Origin of the sequence: Luteibacter sp. 621 (assembly GCF_050435445.1) — a bacterium.
Classification (GTDB): domain Bacteria; phylum Pseudomonadota; class Gammaproteobacteria; order Xanthomonadales; family Rhodanobacteraceae; genus Luteibacter.
Map to the genome: position 1 here is coordinate 1 of NZ_JBNDKI010000004.1, position 20814 is coordinate 20814.

At 65.0% G+C, this 20814-nt stretch carries 22 protein-coding genes; 13 read left to right on the forward strand and 9 right to left on the reverse strand.

The features are described from left to right. Positions 1–89: 89 nt before the first annotated feature. The 3 genes from ABIE56_RS06145 to gndA all read right to left on the reverse strand — a co-directional run bounded on the left by ABIE56_RS06145 (position 90) and on the right by gndA (position 7367). Positions 90–3233 (reverse strand): efflux RND transporter permease subunit, encoded by a 3144-nt coding sequence (locus ABIE56_RS06145; protein WP_429242952.1) that lies wholly within the window; start codon positions 3231–3233, stop codon positions 90–92. Positions 3234–3417: 184 nt separating this feature from the next. Then, positions 3418–5766 (reverse strand): type II secretion system secretin GspD, encoded by a 2349-nt coding sequence (gene gspD / locus ABIE56_RS06150; protein WP_429242953.1) that lies wholly within the window; start codon positions 5764–5766, stop codon positions 3418–3420. Between the two features lie 185 nt (positions 5767–5951). Next, positions 5952–7367, reverse strand: coding sequence for an NADP-dependent phosphogluconate dehydrogenase (gene gndA, locus ABIE56_RS06155; RefSeq protein WP_429242954.1), 1416 nt, complete (start codon positions 7365–7367; stop codon positions 5952–5954). A 204-nt stretch (positions 7368–7571) separates the two neighbouring features. Here gndA and ABIE56_RS06160 point away from each other — a divergent pair, with 204 nt between their 5' ends. The 4 genes from ABIE56_RS06160 (at position 7572) to ykgO (ending at position 10458) form a co-directional block, all read left to right on the forward strand. Beyond that, on the forward strand, positions 7572–8291 hold the full coding sequence (locus ABIE56_RS06160) for a CoA transferase subunit A (protein WP_429242955.1): 720 nt from the start codon (positions 7572–7574) through the stop codon (positions 8289–8291). A 10-nt stretch (positions 8292–8301) separates the two neighbouring features. After that, positions 8302–8937, forward strand: a complete 636-nt coding sequence (locus ABIE56_RS06165; protein ID WP_429242956.1) for a 3-oxoacid CoA-transferase subunit B — start codon at positions 8302–8304, stop codon at positions 8935–8937. Positions 8938–9328: 391 nt separating this feature from the next. Continuing rightward, positions 9329–10243: a LysR substrate-binding domain-containing protein gene (locus ABIE56_RS06170; protein WP_429242957.1), complete on the forward strand. Its 915-nt coding sequence runs from the start codon at positions 9329–9331 to the stop codon at positions 10241–10243. A gap of 89 nt (positions 10244–10332) precedes the next feature. Further along, positions 10333–10458: a type B 50S ribosomal protein L36 gene (gene ykgO, locus ABIE56_RS06175; protein ID WP_029213509.1), complete on the forward strand. Its 126-nt coding sequence runs from the start codon at positions 10333–10335 to the stop codon at positions 10456–10458. Between the two features lie 78 nt (positions 10459–10536). Here the strand turns inward: ykgO and ABIE56_RS06180 are convergent, their stop codons facing one another. The 6 genes from ABIE56_RS06180 to ABIE56_RS06205 form a co-directional block, all read right to left on the reverse strand. Then, a complete protein-coding gene (locus tag ABIE56_RS06180; RefSeq protein ID WP_429242958.1) occupies positions 10537–12327 on the reverse strand; it encodes a tetratricopeptide repeat-containing diguanylate cyclase in 1791 nt (596 codons plus the stop codon). A 5-nt stretch (positions 12328–12332) separates the two neighbouring features. Beyond that, on the reverse strand, positions 12333–12629 hold the full coding sequence (locus tag ABIE56_RS06185) for a hypothetical protein (RefSeq protein ID WP_429242959.1): 297 nt from the start codon (positions 12627–12629) through the stop codon (positions 12333–12335). A gap of 173 nt (positions 12630–12802) precedes the next feature. Then, positions 12803–13294, reverse strand: a complete 492-nt coding sequence (locus ABIE56_RS06190) for an Ohr family peroxiredoxin (RefSeq protein ID WP_429242960.1) — start codon at positions 13292–13294, stop codon at positions 12803–12805. Between the two features lie 13 nt (positions 13295–13307). Next, positions 13308–14075 carry an SDR family oxidoreductase gene (locus tag ABIE56_RS06195; RefSeq protein WP_429242961.1) on the reverse strand — a complete coding sequence of 256 codons (768 nt, stop codon included), beginning with the start codon at positions 14073–14075 and terminating at the stop codon, positions 13308–13310. Between the two features lie 77 nt (positions 14076–14152). Next, positions 14153–15160 (reverse strand): LysR substrate-binding domain-containing protein, encoded by a 1008-nt coding sequence (locus tag ABIE56_RS06200; RefSeq protein ID WP_429242962.1) that lies wholly within the window; start codon positions 15158–15160, stop codon positions 14153–14155. Continuing rightward, positions 15157–15426 carry a sigma factor-like helix-turn-helix DNA-binding protein gene (locus tag ABIE56_RS06205; RefSeq protein WP_429242963.1) on the reverse strand — a complete coding sequence of 90 codons (270 nt, stop codon included), beginning with the start codon at positions 15424–15426 and terminating at the stop codon, positions 15157–15159. The genes ABIE56_RS06200 and ABIE56_RS06205 overlap by 4 nt, the downstream gene beginning before the upstream one ends. Positions 15427–15590: 164 nt before the next feature. On the opposite strand from ABIE56_RS06205, the gene ABIE56_RS06210 reads away from it, so the two are divergent. The 9 genes from ABIE56_RS06210 to ABIE56_RS06250 all read left to right on the forward strand — a co-directional run bounded on the left by ABIE56_RS06210 (position 15591) and on the right by ABIE56_RS06250 (position 20785). Then, entirely contained in the window at positions 15591–16073 is a 483-nt protein-coding gene (locus tag ABIE56_RS06210) for a carboxymuconolactone decarboxylase family protein (protein ID WP_429242964.1), read from the forward strand. A 27-nt stretch (positions 16074–16100) separates the two neighbouring features. Next, complete coding sequence (locus ABIE56_RS06215; protein ID WP_429242965.1) at positions 16101–16532, forward strand: cupin domain-containing protein; 432 nt, start codon at positions 16101–16103, stop codon at positions 16530–16532. An 86-nt stretch (positions 16533–16618) separates the two neighbouring features. Then, the gene (locus ABIE56_RS06220; RefSeq protein WP_429242966.1) at positions 16619–17509 is read left to right on the forward strand and encodes an RNA polymerase sigma-70 factor; all 891 of its coding nucleotides are present in this window, start codon (positions 16619–16621) and stop codon (positions 17507–17509) included. Positions 17510–17695: 186 nt separating this feature from the next. Beyond that, positions 17696–18451, forward strand: a complete 756-nt coding sequence (locus ABIE56_RS06225) for a PAS domain S-box protein (protein WP_429242967.1) — start codon at positions 17696–17698, stop codon at positions 18449–18451. Then, the gene (locus ABIE56_RS06230) at positions 18448–18885 is read left to right on the forward strand and encodes a hypothetical protein (protein ID WP_429242968.1); all 438 of its coding nucleotides are present in this window, start codon (positions 18448–18450) and stop codon (positions 18883–18885) included. Before ABIE56_RS06225 ends, ABIE56_RS06230 begins: the two co-directional genes overlap by 4 nt. Positions 18886–18948: 63 nt before the next feature. Then, the gene (locus ABIE56_RS06235; protein WP_429242969.1) at positions 18949–19392 is read left to right on the forward strand and encodes a hypothetical protein; all 444 of its coding nucleotides are present in this window, start codon (positions 18949–18951) and stop codon (positions 19390–19392) included. Continuing rightward, positions 19389–19952 (forward strand): GTP-binding protein, encoded by a 564-nt coding sequence (locus ABIE56_RS06240; RefSeq protein WP_429242970.1) that lies wholly within the window; start codon positions 19389–19391, stop codon positions 19950–19952. The genes ABIE56_RS06235 and ABIE56_RS06240 overlap by 4 nt, the downstream gene beginning before the upstream one ends. Next, positions 19949–20368: a roadblock/LC7 domain-containing protein gene (locus ABIE56_RS06245; RefSeq protein WP_429242971.1), complete on the forward strand. Its 420-nt coding sequence runs from the start codon at positions 19949–19951 to the stop codon at positions 20366–20368. Before ABIE56_RS06240 ends, ABIE56_RS06245 begins: the two co-directional genes overlap by 4 nt. 51 nt (positions 20369–20419) lie before the next feature. Beyond that, positions 20420–20785: a hypothetical protein gene (locus ABIE56_RS06250; protein WP_429242972.1), complete on the forward strand. Its 366-nt coding sequence runs from the start codon at positions 20420–20422 to the stop codon at positions 20783–20785. Positions 20786–20814: the final 29 nt, after the last annotated feature.

Here is a 20814-nt window from a genome sequence, read left to right on the forward strand (position 1 = left end):
CGGGGGCCAAATTCCAAATAAATTTCAACGTTTGTTTTTCTTCCCCCGGGGGGGGGGGGGGGGGCGCGCCCCCCCCCCCCCCCCCGCTCCTACAGGGAAGCAGACGCCGAATGCTGCCGCTTCCTCAGCCTGCGTTCCTGACGAACCGCCCTCTTCTCCCGTCGATCATGCTGCCAAAGGTAAATGGCCGGCGTACTCAGCAACGTAAGCAACTGCGACACCAGCAACCCGCCCAGGATGGCGATGCCCAACGGCACGCGCATTTCGGAGCCCACGCCAAAGCCGATCGCCAACGGCAGCGCGGCGCCCATGGCGGCGAGCGTGGTCATGGTGATGGGCCTGAACCGCACCAGCGCGGCCTCCCGGATCGCATCGATCGGCGACATACCCCGCTCGCGCTCAGCCACCAAGGCGAAGTCCACCATCATGATGGCGTTCTTCTTCACGATGCCGATAAGCATCAGCACGGCGATGACCGACATGAGGGTTAGCGGCGTCTGCGTGACGAACATCGCCAGGTACGCACCCATACCCGCAGCCGGCAAGGTGGAAAGAATGGTCAACGGGTGGATGAGGCTCTCGTAGAGGATGCCCAGCAGCACGTACATGATGACGATCACAGCGACGAGCATCAGGACCGCGCCCACCACGGCCTCGATCAGCTTCTGGTTGGAGCCGGAGTAGTCGTTCTGCACGCCGGGCGGTAGCCGGCTGTGATCGACCAGATTATCGACGATGCGCAGGCCCTCTACCTGGCTCACCCCGGGCGCGAGGTTGTAGCTGATCGTTGATGATTCCAGTTGGTTGTAATGGCTGATGCCCGTGGGCGTGATCGATGAAGCGATCCTCGCCACGGCGGACAGCGGCAGCATGGTCCCCCGGTCGCTACGAAGGTACGTGTTCAACAGCGTGCCTGGTTGCAGCGAGGTTGCCCCGGATGCTGTCAATACGACCTTATAGGTATTGGTATCCGAATAGATGTTCGCGATCTGGCGCTGGCCGAACGCGCTGTACAGCGCCTCGTCCACGGCGGCCATGCTCACGCCAAGCCGCGCCGCCGTATCGCGATCGACCGTGATGGCCTGCTCATGGCCGATGGCATCGAAGCTGGTACCCACATCGCGCAGCTGCGGCACGACACGCAGGCGCCGGGCCAGGGCCAGGGTCGTGTCCTGCAGGCTGAGGCCGGAGGAACTGGTGAGCTGCAACTGATACTGGGCGCCGCCAGAGCGCGCATCACCGCTGCCCCCGAAGAACTGCACGGGCGACATGACGACCGTGGCATCTGAGAGGTTCTCGTAGCGCTCCGCAAGCCGCCTGATCACCGCCCCCACGGACGCACGGCGCTCGCCGGGGGGCTTCAGGTCGAGGTAGAGCGAAGCGGTGCTTCCCACCGCCCCGCCTTGCCCGCTCCCGCCACCGAGGATGGCCGTGACATCGGCGACATCCGGGTCCGCCAGCGCCGTTTCGGCCACGGCGCGCGTACGCTCTGCCAGGCGCTCCGGCGATATGTTGGCGTCGGCGCGAATTGTCGCCTGCAGCATGCCGAGGTCTTCATCGGGCATGACGCCGCCACCGGCTGTTTTGGCTACGGCCACGGCAAGGGCGACCGTAAGGACGATCAGCAGTACCGGTTGCCAACGCATGATCTGACGATGGCGCATGGCCCAGCCCAGCATGCGCTCGTAGTGCTGCAGCACACGCTCGTCCCAGCGCTCCATGGCACTCGCCCAGCGCGGAGCGACGCCAGGTGCCTGATGCTGCAGGTAACGCCCGCACAGCGCGGGCGTTATGGTGAGCGACACGACCGCGCTAACGACGATCGCCACCACGAGGGTGACCGAAAACTCGTGGACCAGCGAGACGAACATGTTGTTGCCGAACACCATGGGCGCGAACACGGCGATCAGCGAAAGCGTGATCGACACCACGGTGAAGCCGATCTCCCGCGTTCCCAGCAGCGCTGCCTCCAGGGGGGGCATACCACGTTCCATATGCCGCACGATATTCTCGATCACGACAATCGCATCGTCGACAACGAAGCCGATAGCGAGCACGAGCGCCACCAGCGACAGGGTGTTGAGCGAGTACCCCAGCACCCACATCGCCACGAACGCGCCAGCGAGCGATAGCGGAACGCTGGCCATGGCGATCAAGGTGGGCCCTGGCCGGCGCAGGAACAGCAGCATCACCCCGGCAACCATCAGCACACTGATGCCAAGCGTTACTTCGACTTCGTGCAAGGCGGTCTTGGTCGATTGGGTCAGGTCGAAGATGGGCGTGATGCGTGCATCCGCCGGCAACAGCCCACGGAGTTCAGGCAGGCGCGCACGAATGGCCTCGGCGGTTGCCACGGCATTGGCTTCAGCGCGTTTGCTCACCTGAAGCACGACACTACGCTGGCCGTTGAACCAGGCCTGTTGGTAGATGTCCTCCTGCCCGCTGCTGATGGACGCCACGTCGGCCAGTCGCACGGGCGTGCCGTTGCGTACCGCGACGATCAGCTGGGCGAACGCGGCCGGGTCACGCAGTGAATCATTCGCCAGCACAGTCATCTGTGAGGTCTTCGAGCCGATCGTGCCCAAGGCTGACGTCACGCTGGCCGCGATAAGTGCGTTGCTCACATCGTTCGCGGTGATGCCCTTGGCGGCAAGCGCCAACGTATCCAGCTCCACGCGCACCGCATGGGGCGAACCGCCGGAGACACTCACATTAGCGACCCCATCGATCTGTGCAATGGCGGGCTTCGCCAGGCTATCGGCAAGGTCGAACAGACGATCTGGCGGCACGCTGTCGGAACTGAGCGTAATCAGCAACACGGGGAGCTGTGACGTATCGAACTTGAAATACTGCGGTGGCGCGGGCATGCCCGGCGGAAGATCATTCGCGGCACTGTTGATGGCCATCTGCACGTCGCGCGCGGCCGCATCGGTATCCGTGCCGAATTCGAACAGTAGCTGCACCTGCGCCGAGCCCTGGTCGGCGATACCTGCCATCTGCTTGATACCCGGGATACGTCCCAGGTGGCGCTCGAGCGGCGCCATGACCGTATTGGCCATGGTATCGGCATTGGCACCCGGCACCTGCGCGAACACCACGACCGCCGGGAATTCGACGGAAGGCAATGCCGCCACACCAAGCTGCAGATACGCCCATAACCCCGCGAGCACGAGGCCTATACCGAGCAACGATGCGCCAGCGGGGCGCCTGATCAACGGGCCAAAAACATTCATCGCTTCCCTGACGCACCCTGCAGTCCAGCCGTGCCAGACCTTATTACGATGCGATGACGGGGAAGCGTGCCATTGGTTGGCTGACCAATGGCACGGTGCCAATGGCCTTGTGCAGGAGCGCGCTGGCGCGCGGTGGGTGCTTGCGGGAAGACCCCATCGCGCGCAAGCGCGCTCCTACAAGAGCTTATTTCAGCGGGACGGTGATGGTGGGTTCGCTATTGCCCAGACGTGCGGTACCGGGCGCAGCCACGCCCGGCGAGCCGGGGCGGTATGGACGCAGCGATTCAAACTTCTGCTGGTACTCGTCGGTGACCTGTTTGGCTTCGTCGCCGTTGGTGATCACCTTCGGCGTGATCAGCACGATCAGCTCCGTGCGGTTCTTGCCGCGGGTGGTGCTGCCGAAAAGGCGCCCGAAGATGGGGATGCGGTTGAGGCCAGGTACGCCGGTATCGGTGGTGTTATCGATCTGGCGAATCAGACCGCCCAGGAGCACCGTCTGGCCGCTCTGCACGGCCACCTGCGTCGCCACCTCACGCTGCTGGATCGGGAAGTTGCCCGTCGTCGCATCCTTCTGCCCTGGCGCGCTCACCACCTGGTTGATGTTCATGTACACCAGGCCGCCCGGATTCACGCGCGGACGCACGTTGAGGATCACGCCGGTGTCCTTGTACTCCACCTGACCGATCGTATTGTCGGTATTGGCGTTGGTGTTGATGTAGGTCTGCTGGATCGGAATCTGGTCGCCGACCTGGATGTGCGCCTTCTGGTTGTTCAACACCACCAGCGACGGCGCCGAGAGCGTCTTCGTATTGCCGTTCTGTTCCATCGCATGCAGGGCGACAGCCAGGTTGTTATTCACGAAGGAGTAGAAGAAGGAATCGGTGGCAGGCGTGTAGACATTGCCGGCGTTGCCGATCGCCCACTGCTGCTTGTTTCCTGGCTGGCCTACCGAACCGTTGGTGCCGCCGACCAGGCCTTCCAGGTACCACTGCACGCCGAACTGGAAATCACCGGTGAGGTTCACTTCCAGGATGCGCGTTTCGATCTGCACCTGCAGCGGCACGGCATCGAGGCGCTTGATCGCCTGTTCGATCTCCGCCCACTGCGAGGGACGGCAGCGGATCATCAGCTGGTTGTTGGTATCGACACTCGTGATGCGCACGCCGTCGTCGGTGGTGATGCCACCGCTGTGCTGGCGGCGGCCGGAGGAATCGTCATCGCCAAAACCGCTACCGGACGACCCGCTACCGAAGGACGAGCCCGTGCCCGTGCCACTGGTGCCGCTGCTCGAAAGGCCGTTGTTGCTGGTGTTGAGGTAACCGGAATTCGTCGACGACGAGCTGTTACCGAACGAGCCCGTGGTGCTGCCCAGGCCAGAACCGCCCCGGTTGCCAAGATCGCTGTCACCACTGCTGCCAAGCGTGCCGGAGCTAAGCCCCGGGCCCACGCGGCCGCCGCGATCGCCGCCGCTGCCGCCGGAATCGCCACCGTAGATATCAGAAAGGTAATCGGCCAGGTCCGAGGCCTGCACGTTACGCACGTCGTACACGAACAGCTGCGGCTCATTGCCGCCACCGCGATCGATGCGATCGATCCAGCTCTTCACCTCTTCGAGGTACGTGGCGTTGGGGCTGATCACCACCAGCGAGTTGGTACGCTCGATAGGAATGAAGCGGAGCATGCCGGCCATGGGCGTGTTGCCCTTGTCGCCGAAGATCGAATCGAGCTTGGGCGTCAGGTCCTTCACTTCCGCGCGCTGCAGGCTGAACACGCCCACGGACATGCCGCGCAGCCAGTCCACGTCGAATGTCTTTACCGTGCGCGAGTAGTTATCGAGCTCGGTGGCCGTACCGGCCATGACGATGACGTTACGCGTCGGGTCCGCGAGCAACGTCGCATCGGCGCGCGCGAACGGCTTGATCAGCTTCTGCATCTCGGTCGCCGAGATGAAGTGCAGCGGGAACAGGCGCGCCTGCAGGCCGCCCGGCGGCGCCGTCGCGCCAATGCTCGGCACCACGTTGCCGGGCACGGCATCCTTGGACGGCATGACCACATAACGGCCATTGGTGCGGACCAGCGCATTACCGGTCCACGACAGCAAGGTTTCAAGAATAGGCAGCGCCTGTTCGGCAGTCACCGGCTGCGAGGTGGAGAACGAAACATTGCCCTGCACGCCCGGGACGATCGAATAGTTCTCGTGCAGCAGGTCGCCCAGGATGGCTTTCACCACCGACTCGACCGGCTGGTTTTCGAAATTGAAGGTAACCGTGCCCTGCCCCTCGGCGACGGGCTTCGGCTCGGCCAGGCCGACCGGCTTGACGAACTCGCCCGTACCCGTGGTGATCTGGGCGGGGGCAACCACGGCACTCTGCGGGCCCACCGGCGCCACGATGGTCGGCCGCGGGGCTGGCTTCTCGGTTCCCGCCAGGGCTTCTCGCTGCAGTGCGCCATCGTCTTTGGGTTGCGGTAGCGAGGTGCATCCGGCAAGCGCTACCGCCAGCGCCGTAACGCTGATCACGGGCTTTTTGAACATGGAACAACGTACTCCCTCGTTGGACTCAGTGGCCGTTACCCCTCGGGCGGCCGCCTCGTTAGAGGCCCAACTCTATAGGGAGGTTCCCTTCCAGCGCTAGCGTGTCATTGCAAAACTCGACTGGCGCACATTAACGACGCGCCGGAACGGGGCCCGGCGCGCCATGCGGGGCGATCCCTGCCCGTTCAGCCCGTGGCCCACTCCGCGTGGAAACTGCCTTTTTCGTCAATCCGCTCGAACGTGTGGGCACCAAAGAAATCGCGCTGCGCCTGAATGAGATTCGCGGGAAGTACATCGGCGCGGTAGCTATCGTAATAAGCGATGGCGGCGGAGAACCCCGGCACGGGTACGCCCACCCGTACCGCCTCGGCCACGACCTCGCGCAAGGCACCCTGGTAGCCCTGGACGATATCGCGGAAATACGGGTCGAGCAGGAGGTTCTTCAGCTTCGGATCGTGCTGGTACGCATCGGTGATCTTCTGCAGGAAACGCGCGCGGATAATGCAGCCAGCGCGGAAGATCTTGGCAATCTCACCGTAATGCAGGTCCCAGTGGTTCTCTTCCGATGCCGCGCGCAGCTGGGCGAAGCCCTGGGCATAGGAAATGAGCTTGCTCATATACAGCGCCTTGCGCACGGCCTCGATAAAGGCCTTGCGGTCGCCACTGAACTTGCCGGACTCGGGCCCCTTCAGCTGCTTGCTGGCTTCCACACGCTCGTCCTTCATGGAAGACAACACGCGGGCGAACACGGATTCGGTGATGAGGGTAAGCGGCACGCCCAGGTCGAGCGCACTCTGGCTGGTCCACTTGCCCGTACCCTTCTGCGCGGCGCGGTCCAGGATCACATCCACCAGCATCTTGCCGGTCTTTTCATCCTTGCGACGGAAAATCTTCGCAGTGATGTCGATCAGGAAGCTATCGAGTTCGCCCTTGTTCCATTCATCGTAGACATCGGCCAGTTCCTCGTTGGAAAGGCCGACCACGTGCTTGAGGACGGCGTAGCTCTCGGCGATGAGCTGCATATCGCCGTATTCGATGCCGTTGTGCACCATCTTGACGTAATGGCCCGCGCCATCGGGACCGATATAGGTCACGCAGGGTTCGCCATCAGGAGCTTTCGCCGCGATCTCAGTGAGAATCGGGGCCACCAGGTCGTAGGCATCACGTGGGCCGCCGGGCATGATCGAGGGGCCTTTCAGGGCACCTTCTTCGCCACCGGAAACCCCGGTACCAATGAAATGCAGGCCATCCTTCGCCAACTCCTCGCCGCGGCGCACGGTGTCCTTGTAATAGGTATTACCGCCATCGATCACGATATCGCCCTTGTCCAGCAGCGGGCGCAGCTCCTCGATCACGGCATCGGTGCCCTTGCCGGCCTGCACCATCAACAGGATCCGACGCGGCTTCTCCAGCGAATCGACGAACGCCTGCAGGGTATCGGTGGGAATGAGCTTCTTGCCTTTGCTCTCTTCCATCACCTCATCGGTTCGGGATTTGGTGCGGTTGTAAATGGATACCGCGTGACCGCGGCTTTCGATATTCCAGGCCAGGTTGCGGCCCATCACGGCCATGCCAATCACGCCAATCTTCTGCTTGCTCACGGGTTACTCCGACGAAGCCAACGGAAAGGGTTGAGGATACGTGCGGCGATGCCATCGCGATTGGCGAAATTCGCGCGGGATTCGCCGCATTGCAGCATCACTTCCCCCCAGCATGCCTAGGAAAACGGCGACGGAACGTGATGGCGGTCGGCTATCATGGCCGGCGAACCGGCGGCTGGCCCGCCATGAAGGAAACAGGTACGCATGAACCAGGTGACGTCGCACAAGCGCGACAAGCGTGTGGCCAATGCCCACGAGGCGCTGAAGGGTCTGGTGGCCGATGGGCAGATCATCGCCGTTGGCGGTTTCGGCCTTTGTGGCATCCCCGAGCTGCTGATCGAAGCCCTGCGGGATTCGGGCGTGAAGCAGCTCACTGCCGTGTCCAACAACGCCGGTATCGATGGCGTGGGCCTGGGCCTGCTGCTGGCCACCCGGCAGATCCGCAAGATGGTCTCGTCCTACGTGGGCGAGAACAAGGAATTCGAACGCCAGTTCCTGGCCGGCGAGCTCGAGGTGGAATTCACCCCGCAGGGCACCCTGGCGGAGAAGCTGCGCGCCGGCGGCGCTGGCATTCCGGCCTTCTTCACCCGTACGGGCTACGGCACCCAGGTGGCCGAAGGCAAGGAAACCCGCGAGTTCGATGGCCAGATGTACGTCATGGAGCGCTCCATCGTGGCCGACGTGGCCCTGGTGAAGGCGTGGAAGGCTGACCCGTCGGGCAACCTGGTCTTCCGCAAGACCGCGCGCAACTTCAACCCGATGGTCGCCACCGCCGGCAAGGTCTGCGTGGCCGAAGTGGAGATCATGGTGGAGGTGGGTGAGCTGGATCCCGACCAGATCCACACGCCGGGCATTTATGTTGATCGCATCGTGCACAACCCCGCGCCGTCCAAGCGCATTGAACAGCGCACCGTGCGCGCCTGAGGAGAACACCATGGCCTGGACCCGTGAACAGATGGCGCAGCGCGCCGCCAAGGAACTCTCCGACGGCGATTACGTGAACCTCGGCATTGGCTTGCCCACGCTGGTGGCCAACCACCTGCCCGATGGCGTGGATGTGTGGCTGCAATCCGAAAACGGCCTGCTCGGCATCGGCCCCTTCCCCACCGAGGATGAAGTGGACGCCGACCTGATCAACGCCGGTAAGCAGACCGTAACGGCGCGCCAGGGCGCGGCGTTTTTCTCCAGCGCGGATTCGTTCGCGATGATCCGCGGCGGCCATATCGATATCTCCATCCTTGGCGCCATGCAGGTTACCTGCGAGGGCGACATCGCCAACTGGATGGTGCCCGGCAAGATGGTGAAGGGCATGGGCGGCGCGATGGACCTGGTGGCCGGCGTGAAGCGCGTCGTGGTCGTCATGGAGCACACGGCCAAAGATGGCGGCCACAAGATCCTGAAAGAATGCACCCTGCCGCTCACCGGCAAGGGCGTGGTCGATCGCATCATTACCGAACTGGGCGTATTCGACGTTACGCCGGGCGGGCTGGAGCTGATTGAACTGGCGCCGGATGTGGATGTGGCAACGCTGCGCGACGCCACGGGCTGCGAATTCACCTCGAAGGTCTGAAGCGTCGCGCGCAAGCGCGCTCCTACAGGGTGGTGGCGCGCCACACGCCGCCGAGCGGCGGTGCAACACACGCCGCCGAGTGACGGCGCGCCGCATGGCGCCGTGGACTTGTAGGAGCGCGCTTGCGCGCGATACGGTCTTGCGGCAACGCAAAAGAAAAGCCCCGGACCTTGCGGACCGGGGCTTTGAGAAGAAAGTCGCTCCGCAGAGGGCGCCTCAGTGTGGGCCTCGGGGGGGAGGTAGGCCAAAACACCGGGTATAGCGCCAGTACGGAGCGAGGGCCACTACCGACCCAGGGGGAGGGGTTGGTGGTAGGGCGAGACAAATAATAGATTTCCTAGGAAATGTTCGCCAATATATCTTTCAGCGATCACTTATATGAAATACGACTATGTTTGACCTGCGCCAGCTGCGCTACTTCGTCGAAGTGGCGGAAACCCTGAGTTTCACCCAGGCCGCGCAGCGCCTGCACATTTCGCAACCACCTCTTTCCCAGCAAATACAGGCACTTGAGGCTGATCTTGGCGTGCGCCTGCTGGACCGTAACCGGCGCCGCGTGGCACTGACCGAGCCTGGCCGCATCTTCCTTATCGAAGCGAAGGCCATCCTCGCCCGTGCGGAAAGCGCCCGCACGGTGGTCGCCGAGGCGGCCGCCGGATTCACCGGCAACCTCCGGCTGGCCTATGCGCTCTCCATTTCTTTCCACCGGGCCCTGCCCGAGACACTGATCCGATTCTCCCACGCCGCCGCCGGCGTGAGCCTGCACCTGGTGGAGATGCCGACCAACGCCCAGTATGACGCCCTGCTCAGCGGCCAGATCGACGTGGGCCTGCTCCGCGCCCCGCCCGAGGGCGTGGCCAATGCGCGCCAGTTGAAGATGGAAGTGATCGACCAGGAACCGCTGGTGCTCGCCCTGCCCGCGGGCCACCGCCTGGCCAAGCAGCCCACGGTGACCATGGCCGACCTGGCGGGCGAGCGCTTCGTGGCGCCGCCCCGGGCGTACGCCGCCACACTGATCGATCGCCTCAACATGCTTGCCGGCAAGGCCAATTTCCGCCCGAACATCTACCAGGAGGCCCAGCAGATCCCTTCGCTACTGCCGCTGGTGGCCGCAGGGATGGGCGTGGCACTGGTGCCAGCATCGTTGCGTGCCGTCACCCTGGATAAGGTCGCCTTCGTGACGATTGACGACCCGGAGGCGTGGATGTTGCTCGCGGTGGGCTGGAGGGCCGACAATACGTCGCCCGTGCTGGAGATCTTCCTGCGCACGGTGCGCGAGGCCCGGGCGAAGCTGGGCCTTGGCTGAAACGCGAGTTGATTCCGGCGCTTGCGTTAAGCCGAGGGGATGGTTACAATCCCGTTTTTCCCGTATCTCATTTGTATCAGGAGCTGGCCGTGAAGGTGCTTTCTTCTTTGAAGTCCGCGAAGTCGCGTCACCGTGACTGCAAAGTCGTTCGCCGTCGCGGCAAGGTGTTCGTGATCTGCAAGTCGAACCCGCGTTTCAAGGCCCGTCAGCGCTAATTTCAGCCGCGATGGGTTCTACTTAAAAGGCCGCGCAAGCGGCCTTTTTTGTTGCCCAACGCCCGGAGAATGAGCCCGTTAGCCGGACGCAGCGACCGGATACGGGGAATCCGGGATATCCCCGCTATCGCCCATGAACACGCAATTGCGGCCCGAGCGCTTGGCGCGGTACAGCGCGCCATCCGCCACCACCAGCAGGCGGTGAAGCTCAAACCCACACTGCAACGTCGACGCCACGCCAAAGCTCGCCGTCACCAGCAACTCCGGCCGCGACGGCGTCGCCGATGTGGCCGAGATCGACAAACGCAGCTGCTCCGCACGCGCCCGCGCCTGCGCCGGGCTGCAGTCCGGCAACAACACCGCAAACTCCTCGCCACCCAGCCGGCCAAACACATCGCACGCATGCAGCGCACGGCGGCACACATCCACCGCACGCTTCAGCACCTCATCGCCCACTGAGTGGCCCCAGGTGTCGTTTACATTCTTGAAGTGATCCAGATCGAACAGGATCAGGCAGGCCCCGCGATCCGAACGTGCGCCATACGCCAGCACCCGTTCCGACTGCTCCACGAAATGCTCGCGGTTGCAGATGCCGGTCAGGCCATCGCGGCGCGCCATGCGCATGAAGCGCAATTGAGAGCGGCGCAGGCGCAACACCAGCGCCACGATGCCGACCAGGCACAGGCCGAGCACGAAGATGTACAGGCGCCCGGTTTCGACTTCTTTCTTATCCAGCGCGTTCGACAGTCGCAGGATCTCGTTCTTCTTGTTCAGCGCATCCACTTCCGCCTTGCGCGCCACCACCTGCTGGTCGACGATCTGGAAGGCGAGACTACGTGCACTGATGTCATCGAGATAAGCCTTGTCGGCGGCCATGTACTGCTCGTGGTAATTCAAAGCCGACTGGGCGTTGCCCTGGCGTTGTTCCACTTCGTACAGCACTTTGAAGCCCGTGCGCTTGGGATCGGTGAACTCATCGCGCACCGAACCGGCCACGGCGGAAAGCGCGTAACGGCGCGCGCTCGCCACGTCATCCATGGCCAGGTAAGCGCTGGCCAGCGTTGCATCGAACTCGGCAAGCAGGGTGGCGTAGCTGGTATCGCGCAGGTCGTCGCGATGGGGCTCCAGCAGCTCGATGGCAGTGCGCGGCTGGCCATGCCGCAGGTAGAACGAGCCAATATCCGCACGCATGGTGTCGGCGAACACGGTATCACCGGCCTTGTCGCACGACTCGATGGCGCGCTGGTACTCCGGATCGATGGATGCCAACCGCCCTGCTTCGCTACGGGCGCGCAGCAGGTGCTGCATGCCCTTGCACTCGGTTTCGCCCGCGGGCGGGTCATCCACCATTTGTTTCGCGTACGCTTCGGCCGCGTCGAACTGGCCCGCCGAGCTCAGCAGCTGGGATGCTTCGCCCAACGCGGCAAAGCGTGCCCGGCCATCGCGAATGGAGGGCAGCAGCTCCTGCATCTGGTTGAGGCGGCGGAACGCATCCTCGTACCGATGGGACACGCCCAAGAGGTTGATCAGCGTGGCCAGCGCCCGCACGCGCAACACCGCGTCGGGCGATGTATCGGCCACGCTCTCGAGCAGCCCCCGCGCTTTCTCGAAATCGCCTACCCAGGTGGCACGCCACCCTTCCAGGAAGGCCAGCTTAGCGGCGGAGGCACCATCCAGCTGCGCACGCATGGGCGCGACATCCTGCAGCAAATGGTTGAATCCATCGAAATCGGCATGTTTAACCTGGTCCGCGCGCTCAAGCATCTCGGCGGCCTGCGCGGGCGTCTTCGCGGCCTCCGCATGCGCGACAGCCATGCCGGCCAAGGGCACGGCCAGCAGGAACAAAGCATGGCGGGTCCAGCGTGTCACGGGCATCAATGTCCCTTCCGTGGCGGCGCATCAGGCGCCTTCTTCTTCAACGGGTCGTTGCCGTCCTCGTCATCGCCGTCATCCTCATCCGGCGCCTCCTCATCACCATCCGGGCCAGGCATCTGGGTGGCAATGAACTTCGCACCACCGAACAACGCGCGCAAGGTCTCCGCATCGCCGCCGGCCAGGGCCTCGCGCGTTGCTTCGTCGTCAATCCCCAGCGCCGTGAGCAGCGCTTCGCGATCGGCCGCGGGGCCACATCGCAGCGCCGCGTCCTGCCCGACGCGGGCGAGAAAGTCCATGACGTTTCCCATCGCACCTGTCCGTTGGGCTGGAGGCCTTGCCCCCGGCCCGCTTGGCTCGCCTCCCCTCGAGGCAAATCATGGCGCGATCATACCGCCACGGGCGGCGGTGCAGTAGTAGGCCACCCGGCCGGGCCCAAAGGGTCGAGACCAACATCACACCAGCGCGGTGGTCAGGGCTCGAGCGCCACCGTGCAATCGATGCCCTGGCGGGCCATCTTGGCGTACGGGCAGAGGCGCTCGGTGTAGCGCACCAGCTCCTCGGCCAACGCGCGGGCCACCCCGGGCAGGCGGATGCGCACATCAGCCACCAGGGTAAATTGCCCATCCACCGGATCGCGCCCGAACGTCACCCTGGCCTTCACGGCCGCATCGGGAATGGCGATCGCCGAACGCTCAGCAAGCAAGGTGAGTGCCCCGTGGAAGCACGCTGCGAAGCCGGCGGCAAACAGCTGCTCGGGGTTCGTGCCGCCGCCGGGTCCGCCCAGGGCTTGCGGGAGGCGTAACGCAATATCCAGTTCGCCATCGGAAGAACGCGCCACGCCCGACGCCCTGGCATGCGCGGCACTGCCACCGGTCACCGTGACGTCGGCCGTGTAGAGCGGCTGGAAGGCCTCGCCGTGGTAGCGATCCAGGAACGATACGTGCGGCGCCTTGGGCTCCATGGCGGGGTAGCCTTCAGGCTGCCGCGTGGGGACCGGATGCCTGGCTGGCCAGCCAGGCATCGAGGCTGATCTTGCCCAGGTGCGCACCCGGGCCCGGCAGTAGCGACTCCCAGCCAATCAGGCCGCCAAAGTACGGCGCAGCGGGGTCGCCGTGCACCTGCCGTGCGTCGCCCTTGGCACGCAGGTAGCGGCGCACCAGCTCATCCATCGGGAAGGCCTCGGGACCGGCGACCTCGGTGACGCCGTTCGCGGGGCTGGCCATGGCCGCATCGGCGACCGCGGCAGCGACCTCTTCGGCAGCGATGGGCTGGATGCCGCCGGTCGATACGGCGATGCTCGGGCCCTGCCCTGCCTCGTTGGCGATGCCGCCGGTGAACTCAAGGAATTGCGTGGCGCGAACGATGCTGTACAGCACGCCGGATTCGCGAATGATCCCCTCCTGCGCCTCCTTGGCGGCGAAGTACGCATTACCCGGTTTGCGATCGGTACCCACGATGGACAGCGCGACGTGGTGCTTCACACCCGCCCGACGCTCGGCCGCGGCGATGTTGCGCCCCGCCGTGCTGAAGAAATGCATGACATCATCCGCCGCGAACGATGGCGAGTTCGCCACATCCACCACGGTATCGACACCCGCCATGGCGGAATCCAGCCCTTCGCCCGTGAGCGTATTCACGCCGGTAGACGGCGCGGCGGCTATCGCCTCATGCCCGTGTTCGCGCAGGCGGGCGACCACCTTGCTGCCGATCAGGCCGGTACCGCCAATAACGAGGATCTTCATGGTCGTCTCCGAACTTAAAAGCTGTTGGGGCAAAGGCTAGGCCGGCGCCCGGGGTGCGGGTAGCCCCACGCGCGACCTCACCGTGTTGCCGCGGACTCACCAATACGGTTGTCGTCACCGCAGTCAAAATCCAGCGCACGGATGGCGGCGATCATGTAGTCGACGAAGACGCGGATCCGCGAGGGCATCTGCTGGCGGCTGAGGTAGCACACGTAGTGGCCGCGGTCCTCAGGCGCATGTTGCGGAAGACACGCCACGAGGCGACCCGACTTCAGGTGATCGCACACCTGATAGCCGGCCAGTTGGGCCAGGCCCTCCCCATCCAGCGCCGCCTGCAACACCAGGTCCGCATCGTTAAAGGACAGCATGGAGGCTGGGCGCACCTTCTTGTCCCGGCCATCCACGCGGAACTCCCAATCGAATGTGCGGCCATTCGCCAGTCGATAGCCCAGGCACTCGTGCGAGGCGATGTCATCCAGCGAACGTGGCGCAGGGTTTCGCGCCAGGTACCCCGGTGATGCGCAAAGAAACATACGCATGGGCACGATCTGCCGGGCGATCACCTGGCTATCCTCCATGCGGCCGTTGCGGAACGCGACATCCACATGATCGGTAATGAAATCGGCCGGGCGGTCATCCAGCAGCAACTCGACAGCGACATCGGGGTACGCGGCACGGAAGCCGTGAAGCAACGGCGCGACCACCTTGCGGCCGAAGCCCACCGCGGCGCTGATACGCAGCCGGCCGCGCGGTGGCCCCTCGCGCAGTTCGCGCATGTCCTCCAATGCCTGGGCAATCCGCTCAACGCCTGGCTGGCAGTTCTCGAAGAACAGCGAGCCTTCCGGCGTGAGCGATGTACTGCGCGTGGTGCGAGAAAACAGCCGCGCACCGACCTGTTGTTCGAGCTTCTGCACACTGCGGCTCACCGCGCTGCGACCGATGCCCAGGCGATCGGCGGCGCGCGCGAAGCTGCCTTCGTTCACCACGGCAATAAAGGCGATCACGCCGGCGTAACTGGCGGAGAAGCTCGACGTGAGTGCGTCGGCACCGACGCGGGCGGCTTGCGGAAAAGGCGTGACGTTCATGGGGTGTCTCCGTGGGCGCTGGCGTGCAGGGCACGCAGGCGCGATCGGGCATCGTCGATCAATTGGCGGCAGCTGGCGCCGTCACGACCGAGCAAGGTGGCAACTTCATCCATGGGTTTGCCGAGCACCTCGCTCAGCAGGAAGGCCAGCCGCGGCAGCGCCGGCAGCTGCTGCAGGGCGGCCTGGAACTCGTCCCACACGCGGTCGCAGCTCTCCCTGGTGTGCGGCTCGGCGATGCGCGGCGGGGCCATGTTTTGAGTGTCCATGCCTAACAGACGGCGCAGCCACCCGCGCTGTGACAGGGGCATTGGTGCGTTCCACGCAACACCGTGCGGACGGCGCCGTGGCTACCGCATCCCCGGTACGGCGCCTAGCTTGTAGGCATCCCGGATCCCCGGGCTTCCCTTCCCTACCGCGTGAGGTTCCACCGATGAGCAAGCGTCTTGATTACCAGCTGCAATCGCCCGAGTTCACGAAGAAGCTGGTCGAGCTTTCGATTGCACAACGCAAGGACAGCAGCATCGAGCCTGGCCTGAAGCACATGCTCGACCTGCGCGCTTCGCAGCTGAACGGCTGTGGCTTCTGCGTCGATATGCATGTCAAGGAAGCTATTGCCGGCGGCGAGCGCCAGCTGCGCTTGCACCACGTGGCGATCTGGCGTGAATCCGACCAGTTCACCCCGCGTGAGCGCGCGGCGCTGGCGTACACGGAAGCCCTGACCGAGCTGAAGCCGGAAGGTATTACGGACGAGCTTTACAAGACCGTACGCGAGCAGTTCTCCGAGAAGGAACTGTCGGACCTGACCTTCGCGATCATGACGATCAACGCGTGGAACCGGGTCAACGTGGCCTTCCACACGGTGCCCGGCTCACTGGACAAGGCTTATGGCCTCGACAAGGTCGCCGTCGGCTGATCGCCCAAACCACCAGAGGACGTGTCCATGAAAGCCATCTACACGATTGCCACGCTGGGTTTACTGGCGGCCTGTGGCGCCGCGCATGCCCACGGTGACGAGCACGCCGCGACCACGGTGCAGCCCAGGGTCACCCTGCTGAGCAACCACGACATGCCGGATGTGCCGGGCAAGGAAATCACCACGATCACGGTCGATTACCCGCCGGGGGTCGTCGAGCATGTGCACCACCACGATGCCAATGCCATTGTGTACGTGCTCGAAGGCAACATTATCGAAGGCGTACAGGGCCAGCCCGAGCAACACCTGAAGGCGGGCGACACCTTCTACGAAGGCCCGAACGACACCCACACCATCGGCCGCAATGCCAGCCAGACCGAGCCGGCCCGGTTCGTGGTCTTCATCGTCCACGACAAGGGCAAGCCGATCGTGCTGCCCGGCGCGAAAGACGGCCACTAGCCATTACGGTAAAAAACCGCAGGAACTTGCTGGACGGGGCATCGGGGGCGTGTCACAACTCGTGGGCCTGATCCGTCTGGAGAGACATGAGCGCCGCTACCGCCACCTTTACCGCCCTGCGCCCCCGGCTGCACGGCATTGCCTATCGCATGCTCGGCTCCGTGCCCGAAGCCGAGGATGTGGTGCAGGACGTGTGGCTGCGCTGGCACGGGGCGGATGCGGAGCGCATCGAGAACGCCGAGGCGTGGCTGGTGGCCGCCACCACCCGTCGCGCCATCGACCAACTCCGCGCGGCGCGCACGCGGCGCGAGCACTACGTGGGCATCTGGCTGCCCGAACCGGTGCTCACCGACGACAGCGCCACGCCCGAGGACCTGCAGGAGTTGGCCAGCGACGTGTCGGTGGCGTTCCTGGCCCTGCTGGAGCGCCTGGCGCCCGAAGCCCGCGCCGCGTTCCTGCTGCGCGAGGTATTCGACGAGGACTACCCCGAGATCGCCCATGTGTTGGGCAAAAGCGAAGCGGCCTGCCGCCAGTTGGTACACCGGGCCAAGGAGCAACTGCGCGATGAGCGGCCACGGTTCGAGGTAAACCGAGCATTGCACGCCCATCTTGTACAGCGCTTTGCCGGCGCGATGGCCAGTGGCGACTTCCGCTCCATGCGCGAGATCCTGGCGCCGGATGCCGTACTGATGGGCGACGGCGGCGGCTACGTGTCCAGCTTCCCCAAGCCGATGGAAGGCGGCGCGCGCATCGCGCAGTTGTTGTATGCGCCCAGTATCCGCAACGATCGCGACATGCGCGTGGAGGTCGCCAGCGTGAACGGCGAACTTGCCGTACTGCGCTACTTCGCAGGCGCCCTGGAGTCGGTGCAGACCTTCGCGACCGAAGATGGCCGCATCACGGCCATCCACGTGCAACGCAACCCGGAGAAACTGGCGCGGTTCGTGACCGGCCAAGCCGGATTCCGCCCCCTGTAGGAGCGCGCTCGCGCGCGACCCGGCGGCACCGCAAGCACCCATCCCGCGCAAGCCCCCGCCCATGTGGCCAAATCCCTGCGCTTCTGCCGAAAACATGCTCTGTGTCACATTTTTAGGCTACCATCTGCCGAAATTGCCTAAATCGTTCTAAATAGCGATCTTGCCCTCGCAGGGGATGGAGCAGGTATGGAATACCTCGATGCGGAGAACGCCCTTCTCCGTGAAGGATTGCGCGCGAGCCGCATCGGCCTCTGCATCGTGGATGCGCAGGGCCGCGTCGTTCAGACCGCCGGCGATTTCGCCGAGCGCATAGGCACCACCGACCGTGACCTGCTGGGTAGCAGCCTTCGCCTGCACTTGCCGAGCACCCTGCTGCTGCCTGGCCTGGCGGGCCTGCTGAACCCCGACAGTGGTGACATAGGTAGCGAAGGCCACCTGCGCGGCCAGGGCGGCGCGGACAAGATCCTACTGTTCCAGGCGCGCACCACCACGCTCGATGGCGCACGCTTCCGCATCATCACCGTGGTGGACCTGGATAACTTCGGCGCCACCCGCGGCCGCATGGGCGACCTGCAGGATACGTTGCAGGCCATTGCTGCGGGCGTGGTGCTGGTGGATGCACAGGCACCCGACCTGCCGATCACCTACGTTAACCGCCGTTTCGAGCAACTCACTGGTTACAGCGCCCGCGAGTGCGTTGGCCGCAACTGCCGGTTCCTGCAGGGCCCGGAAACGGACCCAGCTGCCGTCGAAGCGCTGCGCCGGGCCATATCGCTACGCCAGGCGACGCAGGTCGTGGTACGCAACTACCGCAAACATGGTGAGGCGTTCGATAACGAGCTATTCCTCTCGCCCATCTTCGACGTGGACGGCAACCTGCGCTGGCTGCTTGGCGTGGCGCGCGAGCGCCGCGAGCGCTCGCTTTCGCAGGCGGCCGCATGACGTCTGCGGCGGGGCGCCTTTCCGTGGCGTTCGCGCCCATGCCACTGGAGGATGCGTTGCTACTGCGCGCGGCCCTGCGCGCCGCGGGAGTGCGCTGGCGCACGGTGCCTGTGGAGCGCTGCGATGTGCTGCTGGGCACGGACCCGGCCGCCTTGCCACGCACGCCCAGCGATAAGGTGATTCGCATTGTCGCTGGGCCGCGCCGCGCGAGCGCGCCCGATATCCGTTTCCTCGATCGCTGGCCGCATACGGGCCAGCTCGCCGATACGATCGCGCAGGGCCAGCGGGCGGCGAACAGCCCGTTTGGCGACGTTGCGCGGGCCGCCGTCGAAACATCGCCCACCTCGGTCGATGCGTGGCTGGCACACGCAACCCATGCCGGCGCGACCGGCCAGCGCCTGCAGATCGATGGCACCGCCGGCCCGATCGCATAGATCGATGCCACGGCGAACGCGGGCTGGGTAGCCCCCGCGGTTGCGGCCGCCCTGCCCGCCGCCATGAGCGATGCAGCGCTGAGCGCACGCGCCACCGCGGGCGAGGTTCCGGCCGACGCCCTGCGCTGCTCCATGGCGCACGTGCTGTGGGCGATCGCACTGGGGCGCCCGTGGGCCGTCGATGAACTGAACCTCGAACGCCACCGCCGACTCCGCCTGAAACGCTGGCCAGACTTTGGTTCGCTCGAACGCCGCGATACGTTCCTGCGGGTTGCGTCGCAACTCATCCGCGAGCCGACCTCGCTGGATCACCTGCTGGCCGCGCACCCGGCCCGGCAGGCCGATGTGCTGGCCCTGCTCGCCGGCTGCCGCCTGTGCGGCTGGCTGGATGTGACCGAAACATTCGACAAGGACGCGCCAACCCGTCGCGACGCGCCCGCACGGGGGCCGCTGCATGCGGCCATGGGCAAGCTGCGCCGCGCGCTTGGCATGGGGAGCCACGGGTGAACCAACGCGACTACAAGATCGTTTTCCTTGGACCGATGGGTGCCGGCAAGACCACCGCCATCTCAGCGATCAGCACACGGCCGCCGGTGGCGACCGAAGTGCGCAACACCGACCTTGCCGCCCATGGCAAGGCCTCAACCACGGTGGCGCTCGATTACGGCGAAGTGGCGCTCGACGACGGCGGCACGCTGCGGCTTTACGGCGTACCCGGCCAGTCGCGCTTCTCCTTCATGTGGCCCATGGTCGGCAAAGGCGCGCTGGGCGCGGTACTGCTCGTGGATGCGACGCGCGCCGACTGCCTTAGTGGTATCGATCCGTTCCTTGATGCGTTCGACGGCCTGTTCCGGGCGTCCCGCGCCGTGGTCGGCGTTGGCCGCACCGATGAACCAGGTTCGCGCCAGGCCGATGACGTGACGGCGCACCTCGCTGCGCGCGGCCTCGCCGCACCGGTGTTCTCGGTAGATGTGCGCCAACGCGATGACGTGAACCTGCTCCTGGATGTGTTGTTCGTACAGATTGAAGCGCAAGCCGACACGCTGCGCATGGAGGCCGCCCCATGACCGTGCTCAACGAACCCGCCCGCCCGCTCTCACGCACGCAGCGCTACGTGCTTGAGCAGTTCCTACAAGCGTTGGTCGATCGCCTGAACGGTGCCGAAGGCGCGATCCTGGCGACCGCCGATGGTTTCCCGGCCGCCTTCTCGGGCGTGCTCGACGAGGGGATGCAGAGGCGCCTGGCCGCCGTGATCAGTTCACTGAGCGCACTGGGCGAAGCCGCCGGCGACCAGGTGGCTGCCGGGCCGCTCAACGTGGTGAGCCTGCAATACGAGGCACGCCAGATCCAGCTGATCGCCATGCGCGGGGAGCGCAACGATTATGTGCTGGCCGTACTTGCCCGCCCGGACCTGCTGCTGGGCAACAGCCTTTGGGCACTGCGCGAATGCGCGGCCCAGATCATCGCCGCGCTCAAACCCTGAGCACGCGGCCGCTCCACACCACGCTACGCACTTCAAACAAGGGGAACCACCATGGCTACGCTCAACGAATCGCTCGATAACCTGATGACCACCGATGGCGCGATCTGCGCCGCGCTGGTGGATGCAAACAGCGGCATGTGCCTGGGCACCGCCGGCAACGCCGCCTCGTTCGACCTGGATATTGCCGCCGCGGGAAACACCGAGGTGGTGCGCTCGAAGCTGAAGACGATGTCGGCGCTGGGCATCAAGGAATCCATCGAGGATATCCTGATCACGCTGGGCAGCCAGTACCACATCATCAACCCGGTGACCCAGCACAGCGGCCTGTTCTTCTACGTGGTGCTCGATCGCGCCAAGTCGAACCTGGCGCTGGCGCGCCGTCGTACGGCGGATGTGTCGACTGCGCTGGCGATCTGACATACCCCGCCTGTAGGAGCGCGCTTGCG